Raw genomic sequence first — 16,022 nt, forward strand, 5'->3', positions numbered from 1 at the left:
CTCACCGACGCCGGCCGGTCTTCCGGACGACACCCGCCACGCCGGCGGCCGCCGCGACCAACGCACCGCCCGTCAGCACGCCTTTGTGCCGGCTGGCCCATTGCTGCGGGCTGCCGGAATGCGCCATGTCGTCGAAGTCGCCGTGAGCGCCCTGATCGGTTCCGGACCGGTCGTCAGCAGGCCGCCACAGGTTGACGGGCTGCCGTGGATCCTGTGGGGCGCCAGTCTGTTGCGAGGCGTATCCGCTGCGCGCCAGGTAGTGATCCAGCAATCCCGGCATGATCTTGTCCCCCAGCAACGTCGCGACGGTGGACATGCCGACCCAGCGTTCCCGGCGCCGGGGATGACCGGCCGCGTGGACGATCGCCCGTGCGGCGACTTCCGGCTGGTAGATCGGGGGCACCGGCTGGGCTCGTCGGGGCAACCGGGACAGCACCCACTTGAACTGCGGAGTGTTCACGGCGGGCAACTGCACCATCGTGACCCGTACACCGGACTTCTCGTGCAGGAGCTCGCACCGCAACGACTCGTGGAAGCCCTGGATGGCGTGCTTGGCCGCGCAGTACGCGGACTGCAACGGGATGCCGCGGTACGCCAACGCCGATCCGACCTGGACGATGACACCGGAGTCCCGCGGCTTCATCCGCTTCAACGCGGCCTTGGTGCCGTAGACGTAGCCCAGGTAGCTGACCTCCATCACGCGCCGGAACTCCTCCGGCTCGATTTCGGTGACCGGGGCGAACACCCCGGAGAACGCATCGTTCACCCAGACGTCGATCGGCCCGAACCGCTCTTCGACGCGCCGCGCGGCGTCCTCGACCGCCTCGTGGTCCGCCACGTCGGCCGGGACGGCCATCGCCTCACCACCGGCGGCACGGACGTCGGCGGCCGCGCTGTCCAAACCGGACTGGCCACGGGCGACCAGCGCTATCCGGGCACCCCGCCGGGCGAACTCGCGTGCGGTCGCCCGGCCGACACCGCCGCTCGCTCCGGTGATCACCACGACCTTCGACACGATCCCACCCCGCTCCTCGTTCCGCTCGCTTCGGTAACCAAATACCCAGGCGCCGACCGCTCATACCGCCGCTGTCCCACCGTGGCCCGTTGCCGAAAACGGCGTCACGGCGGGTCATGGTGAGCTGAGGTCAGCCGGACTGCTCGGTCCTCGCGTGCGGCGCGCCCACCGGTTTCGACTCGGGCGAACCGCGCTGCCGCAGGTAGACGCTGAACACGGCCATCGAGCCGATCGCGAGGAACTCCGACTGCCAGTTCTGCAGCGTGCGGTTCCAGAAGTCCGCTGAGAACACGTACTCGACGTACCCGACCGGGTCCTGCAGATTGCCGAGCTGTTCGGCGTTGTAGGCGCTCATGCCGGAGACGGACTGGGCGAACCACGACAACAGGAACAGGACCAGCATCATCAGGCCGAGCGACCGGGAGAACACTGCCGTTCGCCACCCGCCCACGCGTGCCCACAGTGGCGAGTCCTTGGTGGCGTACCGGCCGACGAGTTGCTGCTTGTCCGATTCCACGCCGATGTCCGGCGGATGCTTGGATTCCGGCGAACCAAGCTGGATCAGCCAGACCGTGAGCAGGATGTACAGGAAGAACTGCAGATACTCGGACTGCCAGTTCTCCGCGACATCGACCGCGAAGTCCGAAGAAGTCACGTACCGCACGAGATCGATGGGCGCTCCGCGCTCGGCGATCAGCCGGTCGTTGTGGTCCGCCCACCCGGCGAAGGCCTGGCCGACCAGCGCGCCGAGCAGCAACAACCCGAAGCAGAGGCTCAATCCATTGTGGCGGACGTACCGCAGCGCGCGGTTCATGACGTCAAACCGATGAGGATCATGTAGAGCAGCCCCCCGAAGACGAGGACGAGATACGCCAGGAGAATGCCGCGCGCCTTCATGTTCCGTCTACTTTGCACTCGTAGGGCTCCTCGCCGTGCGGCACGCAGCCCGCGCCGACGATGCGCCACCCTTCGGGGAACTCGCGCAGGAACAACGTGTCGCCCTTGGTCCTGATCTGCGCGGTGTCACTCCACACCTCGACGGCGTCCGGGCGGTCGGTCGGCAGGCCCAGCGTCGGCAGCGCCTGCGGGCACCCTTCGGGACGGAGCACGACGATCCGCCGAACAGCTTGTGGCGCCAGCAAAGAACAGGCCGTGACGGAGTCGTTGACCGCGAGCGCGGTCACGAACTTGCCGGCCGCGTCCGACGCGGGAGCAGTGCCCGACGATCCTCCGCATCCACCCACGGCGAGCACAGCGGCGACAACGCACACCGGAAACTTTCGCACGAGATTCAATACCCCCGATGACCGTCACTTAACCGTGTCGGTATTGGACAACCGCTACAGTGGGCCTCGATGCTCCCGGTAACCACCGAACGCCTCGTCCTGCGGCCGTTCACCGAGACCGACCTCGACGACCTGCACGACATTCACAGGCGCCCCGAAGTCGCCCGATACCTGTTGTGGGACGCCCACACCCGCGAGGAGACCCAAGCCGCCCTGGCGAAACGGATCAAGCAGACCAGCCTGACGGCTGAGGGCGACAATCTCGCGATCGCGGTCGAACTGCGTGCCTCAGGCACGCTCATCGGCGACTTCAACCTGGAGTGGCTCAGTGCCGAACTGGGCCGCGCCGAAATCGGGTTCGTGATGCACCCCGGCCACGGCGGCCGCGGCTACGCCACCGAGGCCGGCCGCGAGGTGCTGCGACTGGCCTTCGAGACCTTTCACTTCCACCGCGTGGTCGGCCTGTGCAACGGCGAGAACCACTCGTCCCAGCGGCTGATGGAACGGCTGGGCATGCGCCGGGAGGCGTACTTCCTGCAGAGCGAGATGCTCAAGGGCAAACGGGTCGATCTGGCGGTCTACGCGATGCTCGCCGAGGAGTGGTCAGGCTGACCACAGCTCGGCAGGCGCCTTCCCGGATCGGAATCACGGAGGGGACGCACGAATACCGTTCCCCCTTCAGCGTCGGCGAAAGAAACCCTGTAGCGATGGCTTATGACGCCCCGGCCGCTTCGGTGCGAGTGCTGAACACCAGTTCCCACAGGTGTCCGTCGGGGTCACTGAAGTAACCCATGTACCCCTCGTCGTGGTCATCGGCGGGCCGGGGAACCGATCCTCCTGCCGCCTTGGCACGCGCGAGAACGTCATCAAGCTCTCCCTTGCTGCTCATCGCACACGAGATGACGCAGGCACCCGCGACGGGAAGATCGTCCGCCCGAATCCCGGCACGATCCGTGTACGTCTTGTACTGGGAGTGCTCGATCAGGAACAGCGACAGATTCGGCAACTCGAACGCGACAGCGCCCTCTTCGACATCAGACGTTTCCAATCCCAGACCATCACGGTAGAAGCGCGATGACCGTTCCACATCAGTGACCGGCAACGAAACGACGACAGCGACGGGTTTCATTCCAGCACTTTATCGCACCAACCGGACCTCTCACGCGAAAGGAACAGCGGACACAATCCCGGCAATCCGACGGGCCGTCACGGCCCGGCTGACGGAGCCGTGGCACGCTCGGACGGCTGATGGACCACGACGCCGCGAAGATCCATCCGGCCAAGGCGCTCACCCTGTCCGAACGGCTCAAGCACTTCGAGGTCAACGCGGACGAACGCGGGCAATCGACTGTCCACAATGAACTCCGCAGGACCCGTATCCGCCACGGTGACTGCACCAAGGCACTGACCGAGTGCGAACGTGCCGTGCGGATGCAGCGGAAGCTCGGCAACCGCAACGGTGAGGCCTCCGCAGCGGACAGCGCGCTCGATGCCGGCGGAACCGGCCACCTGACCTATCATCCGCGACGTGCAGACTGCAGCGGGTGTCGTCCTCGCGGGCGGCCGTTCCAGCAGGATGGGACGGCCGAAAGCCGGCTTGGCATGGCACGGTTCCACGTTCCTGTACCGGACCAGCGCCCTGTTGGGCCGGGCGGTCGACGGTCCCGTCGTGGTCGTCGCGGCCCCCGGGCAGACGCTGCCCGGCCTGCCCGACGGGGTCGCGGTCGTCCAGGACCCGGTCGAAGGACTTGGGCCGATGCAAGGGGTGGCCGCCGGTCTGGCGGCGGTGGCCGACCGGGCCGAGATCGCCTTCGTGTGCTCGACGGACATGCCGTTCCTGCACCCCGCGTTCGTCCGGCGGGTGCTGCGAGGGATGGACGACACCAAAGCCGACATGCTGCTGCCGTTCGCGCGCGGGTTCCGGCAGCCGTTGGCGGCCGGATACCGGACCTCGCTGGCCGGGCTGATCACCACGTTGATCGGCGAAGGCGATCTGCGGCCGGGCATGCTGTTCAAGCACTGCGAAGTCGTGCAGTTCGACGACGCCCAACTGCTCGACGACAGCGCGCTCAAGCGCTTCGACCCCGAACTGGAGTCGGTGGTCAACGTCAACACGCCCGAGGACTACGCGACTGCCCTCGGCCGCAGGCCGCCCACGGTCGTGGTCGAGCGGTTCGGTGCGCTGGCAGGCAAAGACGGGCACCGGCCGACGGAGATCGAAGCGGCCACATTGGGCGCGGCCGCTGACGCGGTCGGGCTGACGCTGGATCGGCATGTCGTCGCCGCGGTGAACGGCGACCAGGTTTACCGCGATGCGAAACTGCCGCTCGTGACAGGCGATTCCGTGGCGTTCCTCTCAGCGGACGCGGGCGGCTGACGAGCATTTCGCCAGTGTGGAGGCATACAGTCTGCACATGGCGCCGGGTGGTTTCTTCGCACGAGCTCTGATCGTCGACGTCGACGGTGAGACCGCGACGGGCATGCCCTTCGAGCTGGACGAGCGGGTGCTGCGGGCGTACCTCGGCGGTGTCGGCCTGGGTACGTGGCTGATGCACCGGCTGGCCCCGCCGCGGGTCGATCCCCTCGCGCCGGAGGCACCGCTGGCGTTCGTGTTCTCCTCGTTGGTCGGCACGCCGCTGACCACGAGCGCGAAGTTCGCGGTGGTGGCGAAGTCCCCGCTGACCGGGCTGCTCACCGACGCGCTCGCGTCCAGCCAGTTCGCCATCGCGGGCAAGCTGACCGGGCACGACGCGATCGTGATCCGCGGCCGCGCCACGCAGCTGTCCGTGCTGCTGATCGACGCTGCCGGGGTACGGCTCGAACCAGCGCCGGAATTGGCCGGACTGCCCGCGTCCGAGGCGGAGACCCAGGCGCGGGAACGGTTCGGCCGTGGCTGGCGCACGGCGGCGATCGGCCCCGCCGGGGAACGTCAGGTCCGGTACGCGACGATCAGTCACGACGGGCGGCACGCCGGGCGCGGTGGCCTCGGCGCGGTGCTGGGCGCCAAGAACATCAAGGCGGTGCTCGTCCGGTCGGGGACCAAGGTGTCCGTGGCCGACCAGGCCGGGGTCCTCGCCGCCGCGAAGGACCTGCGCAAGCGGAGTTTCGGCCCGGCCACGGCGAAGTACCGCGAGCTGGGCACGTTGGCGAACCTGCTGGCGTTCAACGCGGTCAGCACGCTGCCGACCCGCAACTTCACGGCCGCGACCTTCGAGGGCGCGCCGAAGCTGGCCGCCGAGGAGCTGCACGAGATGCGCGGGGTCGCCCGCAACAGCTGTGCGTCGTGCTCGATCGGCTGTGAGCACATCTACTCCCGCAAGGGCGGCGGCAGCCAGCGGATGGAGTACGAGAACGTCTTCGCGCTGGGACCGTTGTGCGGGGTGTCCGACCCGGACGACGTCTTCGCCGCGAGCGCCCGGTGCGACGAGCTCGGTCTCGACACCATTTCCGCAGGGGGGACGATCGCGTGGGCGATGGAGTGCGTCGAGCGTGGCCTGATCGACGAGCCGTGGCTCAGATTCGGTGACGGGACCGCCCTGCTGCGGGCGCTCGACGCGATCGGCGACCGCTCCCCCGGCCTCGGCGAACTGCTCGCCCAGGGCTCCCGGGCGGCCGCCGGGATCGTCGGGCACGGCTCGATCGACTTCGCGCCGCAGGTCAAGGGCCTGGAGCTGCCGGGGTACGAGCCCAGGAGCCTGCAGTCCATGGCCTTGGGCCTGGCGGTGAACGCCCGCGGTGCCGACCACAACCGCTCGGGCGCCTACGAGGCCGACCTGTCCGGCGACGTCAACCGGTTCGCCGGTGGCGCCGCCCACGTGGCCGCCGCGATCGGCACCGAGGACCGCGCCGCGGTGATGGACTCGATGATCTTGTGCAAGTTCCTCCGCGGAGTCTTCGAGGACCCGTTCACCGAGTGGGCCCGGCTGCTCTCGCTGGTGACCGGCTGGGACATGGACGACGGCGAGCTGCGCCGGGCGGCGCAGCGGATCGTCCGGGCGAAACGGGCCTTCAACCTGCGGGAAGGCGCCACGGCCGCGGACGACACGCTGCCGGCGCGGATGCTCACGACGCCGCTGGAGCTGGCGTCCGGCCGGACCGCCACGCTGACCGCCGACCGGTTGCGTTCCATGATCACGAGTTATTACGTTGCGCGGGGATTCGACGAGGCAGGACGCGTGATCACGACCGATCTCCCCGACTTACTCCTCGAAGCATGATTGTATGGCGTATGTTGTATGCGGCATACGCTCCAGCGACGGAGGTCCGTGATGACGGCAGTCGAAGAGCCAGATACCGCCGTGCGCACCGTGACGGCGACCATCGACGGCCAGACAGTGACCGTGCCCGAAGGGACCAGCATCTACGACGCGGCCAAGCAGGTCGGCGTGGACATCCCGGTCCTCTGCCATAACGAACGCTACGACCCCGTCGGCGTGTGCCGGATGTGTGTCGTCGACACCGGCGGACGCGTGTTCGCGGCCGCGTGCGTGCGTCCGTGCGACGACGGCATGGAGGTCAAGACCACCACGCCTGAGCTGGAACGCAACCGCGCGACGCTCACCGAGCTGCTGCTGTCCGACCAGCCCGGCCGCGCCGAGGACCCGAAGCAGACCACGACCGGTGACAACCTGCTGCTCGACCTGGCCGACCGGTTCGACGTGGCGAAGGAGACCACGGACCTGCCGTGCGGCTCCGGCCGTGGCATCGACACCTCCAACCCGGTCATCAACGTCAACCACGACGCGTGCATCCTCTGCGACCGCTGCGTCCGGGCCTGTGACGACATCCAGGGCAACGACGTGATCGGCCGGTCCGGCAAGGGCTACTCGACCACGATCTCGTTCGACTTCAACGACCCGATGGGCCAGAGCTCCTGCGTGACGTGCGGCGAGTGCGTGCAGGCCTGCCCGACCGGCGCGCTGACCAACAAGCCGATCAACCTGATCCCGATCCAGCCGCGCGAGCAGTTGGACGCGGTCGACAGCGTCTGCCCGTACTGCGGCGTCGGCTGCGCGCTGACGTACTACGTGGACCGCGAGCGCGGCGCGATCTCGTTCGCCGAAGGCCGTGACCAGCCGGGCTCCAAGAGCCGGTTGTGCGTCAAGGGCCGGTACGGCTGGGACTACGCGGCTTCGCCGCAGCGGCTCACGGTTCCGTTGATCCGCAAGGAGTCCTCGTACCCGAAGGGCCCACTGTCGGCGGATGTCCGCGGCGACTCGCACAACGACCGAGGTCGCTCGGGCAACGGCGGCGAACGCAGCGGCGGCAAGAAGGGCCGGGACGGCAGGCGCAAGCCCGGCGGACTGGTCGACTACGACGAGGTCATGCCGCACTTCCGCGAGGCCACCTGGGAAGAGGCGCTCGACCTGGTCGCCCGGCGGCTCAAGGAGATCCACGCGGCCCAGGGCCCGGGGGCGATCGCCGGGTTCGGCTCGGCGAAGTGCTCCAACGAGGAGGCGTACCTCTTCCAGAAGCTGATCAGGGCCGGGTTCGGCACCAACAACGTCGACCACTGCACACGGCTGTGCCACGCGTCGTCGGTCGCGGCGCTGTTCGAGGGCGTCGGCTCTGGCGCGGTGTCCACGACCTACGGCGATGTCGCCAACGCCGACATCGTGATCATCACCGGGTCCAACCCGACCGCCAACCACCCGGTCGCGAGCTCGTTCTTCAAGCAGGCCCGCAGGCGCGGCACGAAGATCGTCTACGTCGACCCGCGCGCCAGCACGGTGGCCGAGCACGCCGACTACCACTGCCAGGTCAAGCCGGGCACGGACGTGGCGTTCTACAACGCGATCATGCACGAGGTGATCCGGCTCGGCCTGATCGACCGTGACTTCATCCGTGAGCGCGTGTCGAACTACGACGAGCTGGCGCGCACGGTCGCGGACTACCCGCCGGAGCGGGCCGCGCAGATCACCGGCGTGGACGCCGATCTGATCCGCACGGTCGCCAGGGAGTGGGGCGAGGCCGGTGCCGGCGTCATCTACTGGGGCATGGGTATTTCCCAGCACACCACCGGAACCGACAACGCCCGCTGCCTGATCGCGTTGTGCTCGATCACCGGCAACGTCGGCCGTCCCGGCACCGGCCTGCACCCGTTGCGCGGCCAGAACAACGTGCAGGGCGCGTCCGACGCGGGCCTGATCCCGATGTTCTACCCGGACTACCAGGGCGTGGACCGGGACGCGACGCGCCGGCGGTTCGAGGAGGCGTGGGGCACGCGGCTCGACCCCAACCGCGGCATGACCGTCACCGAGATCATCGGCTCCGTGCTCAAGCCGGGCGGCGTGCGCGGCATGTACATGCTCGGCGAGAACCCGTTCCTGTCCGACCCGAACATCAACAAGGTCCGCAAGGCCCTGTCGGCGCTGGACTTCCTGGTCGTGCAGGACATCTTCCTGACCGAGACGGCCGAGTTCGCCGACGTGATCCTGCCCGCCTCCTCCTACCTGGAGAAGGAGGGCAGCTACACCAACACCGACCGGCGGGTGCAGCTCGGCCGCAAGGTGATGGACCCGCCGGGCCAGGCCCGGGTGGACTGGGAGATCGTCCAGGACATCGCCCGGCGCGTCGGCCTGGACTGGGACTACTCGTCCCCCAGCGAGATCTTCGACGAGATGGTCGCGCTGATGCCGTCGTACAAGAACCTCCGGCACGACAACCTCGGGCTGTCCGGCAAGCTCTACCCCAACGACGACCCGGAGCACTCCGACGGCACCGTCGTGCTGTTCGACGAGCGGTTCAACACCGACGACGGCCTGGCGCACCTCGTGCCCGCGCAGTGGCTGCCCGCCAAGGAACTCCCGGACGCGGAGTACCCGTTGGTGCTCAACACCGGGCGTTTGCTGGAGCACTGGCACACCGGGTCGATGACGCGGCGGTCGTTCGCGCTGGACACGATCTCGCCGATCCCCGAGGTGTACATGCACCCGAAGGACGCGGCCGACCGTGGTCTGGCGCACGGTGAGCGGGTGCGGGTGCGCTCGCGGCGCGGTGAGATCGAGCTGCAGGTCCGGATCTCGCACCGGGAACAGCTGGGCAACTGCTTCATCCCGTTCCACTTCCGGGAGGCAGCGGCCAACCTGCTGACCATCGACGAGATCGACCCGTACGGCAAGATCCCGGAGTTCAAGTTCTGCGCTGTGCAGGTGGAAGCGTTGGGCGCGGCTCACTCGGAGCCGATCGAAGCGGTGGGAGTCGCGGAATGACCCTGAGTCCAGAACGGGTTCCCGGTGTCGAGGCGCGGGCCGGCAAGTTCCCCGGGCCGTCGCTGATCCCGGCGCTGAACGCGATCCAGGCCCGGCTGGGCTGGCTGCCGCGCGAGGAGCTGGAGGAGCTGGCCCGTGAGGCGCGCAGGCCGCGCTACGAGATCGAGGGCCTGATCTCGTTCTACCCGCACTTCCGCACCACGCCGCCGAAGAAGGTCCAGCTGAGCGTCTGCCACGACCTGTCGTGCTGGCTGCGCTCCGGCGACGACCGGATCGCCGAGATCAAGGCGAAGTACGGCGAGGACACCGACGTCGAGCTGGTCGAGGTCTCGTGCCTCGGCCGGTGCGACGTGGCGCCCGCCGCGGCGGTGAACGAGCACCCGGCACCGGTGTCCGAAGTGGACAACCTGGTGACGGCGGCGCGCGGCGACGGCGTCGGGCACGCCTCGGCGTCCCGGCGTGCCGAGCCGTGGCCGAACGACCCGTATCCGGCCGGATCGGGCGTCGCGGACCGGTACAAGTCGCTGCGGGCGTTCCTGGCCGGGGAGATCAGCGCGGAGTCCATTGTGGCCACGCTGAAGGACTCCGGCCTGCGCGGCATGGGCGGCGCGGGCTTCCCGACCGGGCAGAAGTGGAGCCTGGTCGCGGCGGCCCAGCCGGGCACGGTGAAGTACGCCATCTGCAACGCCGACGAGTCCGAACCGGGTACGTTCAAGGACCGGCAGATCCTCGCCGACCAGCCGCACCTGGTGCTGGAAGGGCTGCTGCTCGGCATGGCCGTGGTCGGCGCCGAGGAGGGCTGGGTCTTCATCCGGCACGAGTACGGCCCGGAGGAACACGTCCTGCGCGAGGAGATCGCCGCGTTGCGGGAGGCGGGCGTGATCGGCCCGGACGCGTGCGGCAGCGGACGGCGGCTGCAACTGGACATCTTCGTCTCTCCCGGCGGCTACATCCTCGGCGAGGAGACCGCACTGCTGGAGTGCATGGAGGGGCACCGCGGCGAGCCACGCAACAAGCCGCCGTTCCCCGGCAACTACGGCCTGCACGGCCGCCCGACGCTGATCAACTCGGTGGAGACGTTCGCCGACGTGCCGATCATCCTGCGGCGTGGCGCCGAGTGGTGGAAAGAACAGGGCGTCGGCGAGTCCGTCGGCTGGAAGTTCTTCGCCGTCTCCGGGCACGTGCGCGACCCCGGCGTGTACTGCGTGCCGATGGGCACGACGGTCCGGGAACTGATCGACACCGCGGGTGGTGTGCTGGACGGTGCCGCCGTGGGCGCGGTGCAGCCTGGTGGTGCGTCGTCCAACTTCATCGGGCCAGACCAGCTCGATCTGCGGCTGGACTTCGGCACGCTGGCCAAGGCGGGCACGATGCTCGGGTCGGGCGCGGTGGTCGTGCTGGCCGAGGGCACTGATCTGCTGGCCGCGTCGACGAACGTGTTGCGGTTCTTCCGCAACGAGTCGTGCGGCAAGTGCGTACCGTGCCGGGTCGGCTCGACGAAGGCGCACACGTTGCTGACCGGTGTGCTGGACTCGGGGTCCACTCTGGACGACGCGCAGCGCGGGAAGATCCTGCAACTGGAGGAGGCCATGCGCAAGACCTCCATCTGCGGTCTCGGCCAGGTGGCGCTCGGCCCGGTGGTGTCCGTGCTCGGGCTGGACAAGGGCGGGGCGGCGGCACGGCCGCAGCCCAAGCCGGAGGGATCGAAGGAACAGCCGAACCGTTGAGCGGACGCGAGTTCTTCACCACCCGCACGGTCGCCGAGGCACTGGCGGGGTTCCGTCCAGCTCACCGCACCCCGGTCGAAGAGGTCGCATTGCCGGCGGCGTTGCACCGCGTGCCCGCCGCCGACATCCTTTCGCCGCAGGCCCTGCCCGGCTTCCCACGGTCCACTGTGGATGGCTATGCGGTCAGGGCGGCCGACACGTACGGCGCGTCGGAAGGACTGCCGTCGTATCTGGATCTGCTCGGAGCGGTCCGGATGGGCGCCGCGCCGGCCGTGCCGGTCAGACCCGGCGGGTGTGTCGCCATGCCCACCGGCGGCGTCATCCCGGACGGTGCCGACGCCGTCGTGATGGTCGAGTACACCGCCGAGACCATGCCCGGCACGATCGAGGTCACACGGCCGGTGGCGCCCGGAGGCGGCATCGTCCGCGCGGACGACGACGTCGCCGCCGGAGCCGCTCTGGTTCCCGGCGGGCGGCCCCTGCGAGCACCTGACCTCGGTCTGCTCGCCGCGGCCGGAGTGGTTTCGGTGCCTGTGCACGCCCGGCCCCGGGTGACGATCATCTCCACCGGCGACGAGGTCGTGCCGCCCGGAACGGCCGAGCTCGCCGCGGGCCAGGTCCGTGACGCCACCGCGTCCGCGCTGGCCGGGCTGGTGATCGAGGCAGGCGGCGATCCTGTCGTCGCGGGCATCGTGCCGGACGAGCCCGGCGCGCTGAAGGACAGGCTGGCCGAGGTCCTGCCGGAGTCCGACCTGGTCGTCGTCTCCGCGGGATCGTCGGTCGGGGCGCGGGACGAGACCGCGGGCGCGGTGGCCGCGGTCGGGTCGGTGTGGTGCCACGGCCTGGCCATCAAACCGGGCAAACCGACGCTGTTGGCCGAATGCGGTGCCGTGCCGGTGATCGGCCTGCCGGGCAACCCGTTGTCCGCGTTGGTCGTGTTCGGACAGATCGGCATTCAGTTGCTGTGGCGGATCGGCGGTTGTGACAAGCCGCCCGCGCGGCCGAACGTCCGTGCCCGGCTGTCGCGCGATCTCGCGTCCGCCGCGGGACGGCTCGACGTCATCCAGGTCAAGGTCGTCGACGGCGTGGCCGAGCCGCTGTTCGGCCCGTCCGCGCTGCTGTCGGTGCTCACCCGCGCGGACGGATACGTGGTCATCCCCGAACCGGCGACGGGGCTGGACGCCGGTGTCGAGGTCGATGTCACCCTGTACTCATGAACAGCCCCTTCGTCTCCGACGTCCCCGCGGCCCAGGCGCACGCCGCCTGGCGGGAAGCACGCGCCGCCGCGGGCTGTCCGGCGCGGGTGGAGACCGTCCGCGTGTCCGTCGGCGAGGCTGTCGGCCGGGTGACGGCGGAGCCGGTGTGGGCTCGGCGCTCCTCCCCCGCGTTCGACTCGTCGGCCATGGACGGCATCGCGGTCCGGGCGTCCGGCACCGTGGGCGCGACCGAGACGACCCCCGTGGTGGTGACGGATTTCGAGGTCGTCGACACCGGCGATCCCTTGCCGCCCGGGTATGACGCCGTCGTCATGCGCGAGCACGTACACCGGACGCCCGAAGGCGCCGAACTGCGCGCGGCCGTGCCGCCGTACCAGCACGTCCGGTCGATCGGCGAGGACATCAGCGCGGCGGAGTTGCTGCTGCCGGAAGGGCATCGGCTGCGGCCGGTCGACGTCGCCGCCTGCGCCGCCGCCGGGGTCACCGAACTGGTGGTCCGGCGTGCGCCGATTGTCGTGATCGTGCCGACCGGCGACGAGATCCGGCCGATCGGGGCGGAGCTGCGGCCTGGCGAGATCCTGGACACCAACTCGCTGATGCTGGCCGCGCAGGCGCGTGAAGCCGGATGCGAGGCGAGGGTCACTGACATCGTCGTGGACGATCCGGAGGCGATCACCACCGCGCTCCGGGCTGCCGCTGAGGAAGCCGACCTGGTCATGGTGATCGCGGGCTCCAGCGCGGGCCGTGACGACTACACAGCTCGGGTGGTCGCCAGCGCCGGATCTGTCGCGGTGCACGGAGTCGCGGTGCGACCGGGGCATCCGGTCGTGCTGGGTGTGGCCAAGGGCAACCCGGCGACGCCTGTTCTGGGCGTGCCGGGTTATCCGGTTTCGGCCGCGCTCACGTTCGACATCTTCGCCGCGCCGCTGCTGGCCGAACTCGAGGGCGCAGCGCCGCGCGAACGGCCGTCAGCCACGGCTCGGCTGGCCCGGAAACTGCCGTCCGTCTTCGGCATGGACGACTGGGTCCGGGTCCGGCTCGGCCGCGTCCAGAATCAGGTCGTCGCCACCCCGCTGCCCCGCGGCGCGGGCGTGCTCACCTCACTGGTGCGGGCCGACGGGCTGCTCGTGGTGCCCGCCGGAGTCGAGGGCCACCACGCCGGTTCCGAGGTGCGCGTGGAACTCCTGCGGGGCCTCAGCGAGATCAACCGGACGATCGTGGCGATCGGCTCGCACGACCTCGTCCTGGACCTGGCCGCGTCGGCGTTGCGCGCCGCCGACCCGTTGATCACGCTCGCGTCCTCGAACGTCGGCTCGCTCGGCGGCCTGGTGGCGCTGCGCGACGGCCTGTGCCACATCGCCGGTTCGCATCTGCTCGACCCGGCGACGGGCGAGTACACCCTGCCCTATGTGGACAGGCTGCTCGACGGGTCCGGCATCGCCGTCATCCGGCTGGTCCACCGCGACCAGGGTCTGCTCGTGGCTCCCGGAAACCCGTTGGGGCTCAAGGGCATTGACGACCTGACCCGGCCAGGTCTGCGTTACGTCAACCGTCAGCGCGGCGCCGGGACGCGTGCACTGCTGGACTACGAACTCAGCCGCCGCGAGATCGACCCGTCGACCATCCCTGGCTACTCGCGTGAGGAGCACACGCACCTTGCCGTCGCCGCCGCGGTGTCAGCGGGGCGTGCCGACACAGGCATGGGCATTCTCGCCGCGGCCCGTGCTTTCAACCTGGACTTCGTTCCGGTGGCGCAGGAACCGTACGACTTGGTGCTGCGTGCTGACGACCTGTCCGGTGACCTGCTCGCGCCGCTTTGGGATCTGCTCGCCAGCCCGGATTTCCGTGCCCAGGTCGAAGCGCTGGGCGGGTATTCCTGCGCGGAGACGGGCCAGCGGATTCGCTAGTCGAGCACGGCGACGGCTTCGACCTCGACCAGGTGCTCGGGGACGTCCAGTGCCGCGACGCCGATCAGCGTGCCGGGCGGTACCGGGGTGCTCCCCAGCTTGGCGGCCGCCCGAGCGACCCCTTCCAGGAACAGGGGCATCTTGTCCGGAGTCCAGTCGACGACGTAGACGGTCATTTTCGCCACGTCGGCGAACGTGGCACCGGCGCCCGCCAGTGCCCGGCCGACGTTGAGGTAGCACTGCTCGACCTGCGCGGCGAGGTCGTTCCCGGCGTCCCAGGCGACCTGCCCGGCGATGAAGACGAGCTTCGATCCGGTCGCGATCGACACCTGCCGGTACGCGTCGATCTCCGGCAGTCCGGCGGGATTCAGCAGGGTGACGGCCATGGGCTTTCTCCTCAGGTCTCTTGTGGTTACTGGGGAACCGTAGGAGAGTGTGCGTCGACATGGAAGAACGCACTTTTTCGTGACTGGGGAACCCGATGGTGACCAACCAGCTCAACGGCACATTCGACGAAACGGACCTGCGGCGCGCGGACTCGTTGGCCCGGGAGGTCTTCTCGGACGTCGCCAACAAGTGGGCGTTGCTGATCATCGAGGCGCTGGGCGACGACACCCGGCGGTTCACCGAGTTGCGGCAGGAGGTCGAGGGGATCAGTCACAAGATGCTCACCCAGAACCTGCGGATGCTGGAGCGCAACGGCCTGGTCGAGCGGACCGTGCACCCGACGGTGCCGCCCCGGGTCGACTACACCCTCACCGAGGCGGGCCTGGCACTGCGCAAGACGGTGGACTGGATGTGCGACTGGACCCACCGGTACTTCACGCACATCGAGACGTCCCGCAGCCGCTTCGACGCCCGTTAGGGGTCCTGGCGCCGGCAGCCGCGGGACCGAATCCCCGCGTCGGCCGTCCCCGGTACCGGCATCCGTCTTGACACCGTCGACGACCCGGCCGAAGCCGTGCTTGAACCGCCCAACGAGGCAGAAACCGGACAATCCGACCCGCTGCGCCGAAGTTCAGATGTAGTGGGCCAGGTCTTTCGCCAGGCGGACGCGATTGGTGTCGATACGCGTGGTGACCCGCGCCACCGCCGCACCGTCGCCGGTGAGCGCTTCGGCGACGAAACGCGCGACGGCATCCGGCGCGGGCAGCGGGTCGGTGCCGCCGAAGCAGGCGATCACCACCGGCGCCTCATGCGGTTCGGTCTCCACCGAGACGATCCATCCGGTTCGTTCGCTCCACACCAGCATCAGGTCCCGGGCGGGCCACGCGGGTGAGCGCCGCGTCAGCGCCAGATACGCCGTGGCCGTGTCGCTGATCTCGAAGGTGGTGCCTTCCGCCGGCACCCCGATCCGCTTGGCGACGGCCCGCAAGTAGCCCGCCAGCCCGAGGCTCAGTTCCCAGGTGCTGTCCTCGTCCAGCCAGTCGGACGCCCGCGCTCGGCCGGGGAGCACACTGTTCGTCAAAGTCATCCGTTTCGTTCGTCGCCGTCCGCCCGGGTGTCAGGCGGTTCGGCTGCCCGTTTGATGGGTCCATCGGCGTTGTCCGCCAGGGGATGGTCAGCCATGGCAGCTCTATGGCCACAGCGGCCCAGAAGGCGGACAGTGCCTACGAGTGGTGCCTGCGAGTAGGTTCTGTGCGCGAGTCGGCGGCGCCC

The 16,022-nt window shown here is 69.4% G+C and carries 15 protein-coding genes; 8 read left to right on the forward strand and 7 right to left on the reverse strand.

What is annotated here, in order from left to right:
- Position 1: 1 nt before the first annotated feature.
- The 3 genes from GC106_RS22345 to GC106_RS22355 all read right to left on the reverse strand — a co-directional run bounded on the left by GC106_RS22345 (position 2) and on the right by GC106_RS22355 (position 2,301).
- Positions 2 to 1,015, reverse strand: a complete 1,014-nt coding sequence (locus tag GC106_RS22345; protein ID WP_312872786.1) for an SDR family oxidoreductase — start codon at positions 1,013 to 1,015, stop codon at positions 2 to 4.
- Positions 1,016 to 1,145: 130 nt separating this feature from the next.
- On the reverse strand, positions 1,146 to 1,829 hold the full coding sequence (locus GC106_RS22350) for a DUF6766 family protein (RefSeq protein ID WP_173133978.1): 684 nt from the start codon (positions 1,827 to 1,829) through the stop codon (positions 1,146 to 1,148).
- Between the two features lie 79 nt (positions 1,830 to 1,908).
- Positions 1,909 to 2,301, reverse strand: coding sequence for a hypothetical protein (locus tag GC106_RS22355; protein WP_173133981.1), 393 nt, complete (start codon positions 2,299 to 2,301; stop codon positions 1,909 to 1,911).
- Between the two features lie 69 nt (positions 2,302 to 2,370).
- Between GC106_RS22355 and GC106_RS22360 the strand changes: the two genes are divergently transcribed.
- On the forward strand, positions 2,371 to 2,913 hold the full coding sequence (locus tag GC106_RS22360; RefSeq protein ID WP_173133984.1) for a GNAT family N-acetyltransferase: 543 nt from the start codon (positions 2,371 to 2,373) through the stop codon (positions 2,911 to 2,913).
- Positions 2,914 to 3,013: 100 nt separating this feature from the next.
- On the opposite strand, the gene GC106_RS22365 is transcribed toward GC106_RS22360, so the two are convergent.
- Positions 3,014 to 3,430 (reverse strand): VOC family protein, encoded by a 417-nt coding sequence (locus GC106_RS22365; RefSeq protein ID WP_173133987.1) that lies wholly within the window; start codon positions 3,428 to 3,430, stop codon positions 3,014 to 3,016.
- A 77-nt stretch (positions 3,431 to 3,507) separates the two neighbouring features.
- Complete coding sequence (locus GC106_RS22370; RefSeq protein WP_173133990.1) at positions 3,508 to 3,810, reverse strand: hypothetical protein; 303 nt, start codon at positions 3,808 to 3,810, stop codon at positions 3,508 to 3,510.
- Positions 3,811 to 3,829: 19 nt separating this feature from the next.
- On the opposite strand from GC106_RS22370, the gene mobA reads away from it, so the two are divergent.
- Genes mobA through GC106_RS22400 form a run of 6 tightly spaced genes read left to right on the forward strand, consistent with a single transcriptional unit; the run spans position 3,830 to position 14,363 of the window.
- Entirely contained in the window at positions 3,830 to 4,678 is an 849-nt protein-coding gene (gene mobA, locus GC106_RS22375; RefSeq protein WP_217280826.1) for a molybdenum cofactor guanylyltransferase, read from the forward strand.
- Between the two features lie 37 nt (positions 4,679 to 4,715).
- Positions 4,716 to 6,518 carry an aldehyde ferredoxin oxidoreductase family protein gene (locus GC106_RS22380; RefSeq protein ID WP_173133992.1) on the forward strand — a complete coding sequence of 601 codons (1,803 nt, stop codon included), beginning with the start codon at positions 4,716 to 4,718 and terminating at the stop codon, positions 6,516 to 6,518.
- Between the two features lie 51 nt (positions 6,519 to 6,569).
- On the forward strand, positions 6,570 to 9,512 hold the full coding sequence (gene fdhF / locus GC106_RS22385) for a formate dehydrogenase subunit alpha (protein ID WP_173133994.1): 2,943 nt from the start codon (positions 6,570 to 6,572) through the stop codon (positions 9,510 to 9,512).
- Positions 9,509 to 11,239, forward strand: a complete 1,731-nt coding sequence (locus GC106_RS22390; RefSeq protein WP_173133996.1) for an NAD(P)H-dependent oxidoreductase subunit E — start codon at positions 9,509 to 9,511, stop codon at positions 11,237 to 11,239. The genes fdhF and GC106_RS22390 overlap by 4 nt, the downstream gene beginning before the upstream one ends.
- Positions 11,236 to 12,456 (forward strand): molybdenum cofactor synthesis domain-containing protein, encoded by a 1,221-nt coding sequence (locus GC106_RS22395; protein ID WP_173133998.1) that lies wholly within the window; start codon positions 11,236 to 11,238, stop codon positions 12,454 to 12,456. Before GC106_RS22390 ends, GC106_RS22395 begins: the two co-directional genes overlap by 4 nt.
- Positions 12,453 to 14,363 carry a molybdopterin biosynthesis protein gene (locus GC106_RS22400; RefSeq protein ID WP_173134000.1) on the forward strand — a complete coding sequence of 637 codons (1,911 nt, stop codon included), beginning with the start codon at positions 12,453 to 12,455 and terminating at the stop codon, positions 14,361 to 14,363. The genes GC106_RS22395 and GC106_RS22400 overlap by 4 nt, the downstream gene beginning before the upstream one ends.
- Here GC106_RS22400 and GC106_RS22405 read toward each other — a convergent pair.
- Complete coding sequence (locus GC106_RS22405; protein ID WP_173134002.1) at positions 14,360 to 14,749, reverse strand: RidA family protein; 390 nt, start codon at positions 14,747 to 14,749, stop codon at positions 14,360 to 14,362. The genes GC106_RS22400 and GC106_RS22405 overlap by 4 nt on opposite strands.
- Before the next feature lie 95 nt (positions 14,750 to 14,844).
- Here GC106_RS22405 and GC106_RS22410 point away from each other — a divergent pair, with 95 nt between their 5' ends.
- Positions 14,845 to 15,228, forward strand: a complete 384-nt coding sequence (locus GC106_RS22410) for a winged helix-turn-helix transcriptional regulator (RefSeq protein ID WP_173134004.1) — start codon at positions 14,845 to 14,847, stop codon at positions 15,226 to 15,228.
- A gap of 153 nt (positions 15,229 to 15,381) precedes the next feature.
- Here the strand turns inward: GC106_RS22410 and GC106_RS22415 are convergent, their stop codons facing one another.
- Positions 15,382 to 15,837, reverse strand: coding sequence for a DUF6292 family protein (locus tag GC106_RS22415; RefSeq protein ID WP_246366571.1), 456 nt, complete (start codon positions 15,835 to 15,837; stop codon positions 15,382 to 15,384).
- Positions 15,838 to 16,022 lie beyond the last annotated feature (185 nt).

It is taken from the genome of Kibdelosporangium persicum (assembly GCF_013280595.1).
GTDB lineage: Bacteria > Actinomycetota > Actinomycetes > Mycobacteriales > Pseudonocardiaceae > Kibdelosporangium > Kibdelosporangium persicum.

Coding starts and splice junctions, on each gene's coding strand:
- GC106_RS22415 (WP_246366571.1), bottom strand. CDS start 15,837: ATGACTTTGACGAACAGTGTGCTCCCCGGCCGAGCGCGGGCGTCCGAC.
- GC106_RS22405 (WP_173134002.1), bottom strand. CDS start 14,749: ATGGCCGTCACCCTGCTGAATCCCGCCGGACTGCCGGAGATCGACGCG.
- GC106_RS22350 (WP_173133978.1), bottom strand. CDS start 1,829: ATGAACCGCGCGCTGCGGTACGTCCGCCACAATGGATTGAGCCTCTGC.
- GC106_RS22390 (WP_173133996.1), top strand. CDS start 9,509: ATGACCCTGAGTCCAGAACGGGTTCCCGGTGTCGAGGCGCGGGCCGGC.
- GC106_RS22400 (WP_173134000.1), top strand. CDS start 12,453: ATGAACAGCCCCTTCGTCTCCGACGTCCCCGCGGCCCAGGCGCACGCC.
- GC106_RS22365 (WP_173133987.1), bottom strand. CDS start 3,430: ATGAAACCCGTCGCTGTCGTCGTTTCGTTGCCGGTCACTGATGTGGAA.
- GC106_RS22360 (WP_173133984.1), top strand. CDS start 2,371: ATGCTCCCGGTAACCACCGAACGCCTCGTCCTGCGGCCGTTCACCGAG.
- fdhF (WP_173133994.1), top strand. CDS start 6,570: ATGACGGCAGTCGAAGAGCCAGATACCGCCGTGCGCACCGTGACGGCG.
- GC106_RS22410 (WP_173134004.1), top strand. CDS start 14,845: ATGGTGACCAACCAGCTCAACGGCACATTCGACGAAACGGACCTGCGG.
- GC106_RS22380 (WP_173133992.1), top strand. CDS start 4,716: ATGGCGCCGGGTGGTTTCTTCGCACGAGCTCTGATCGTCGACGTCGAC.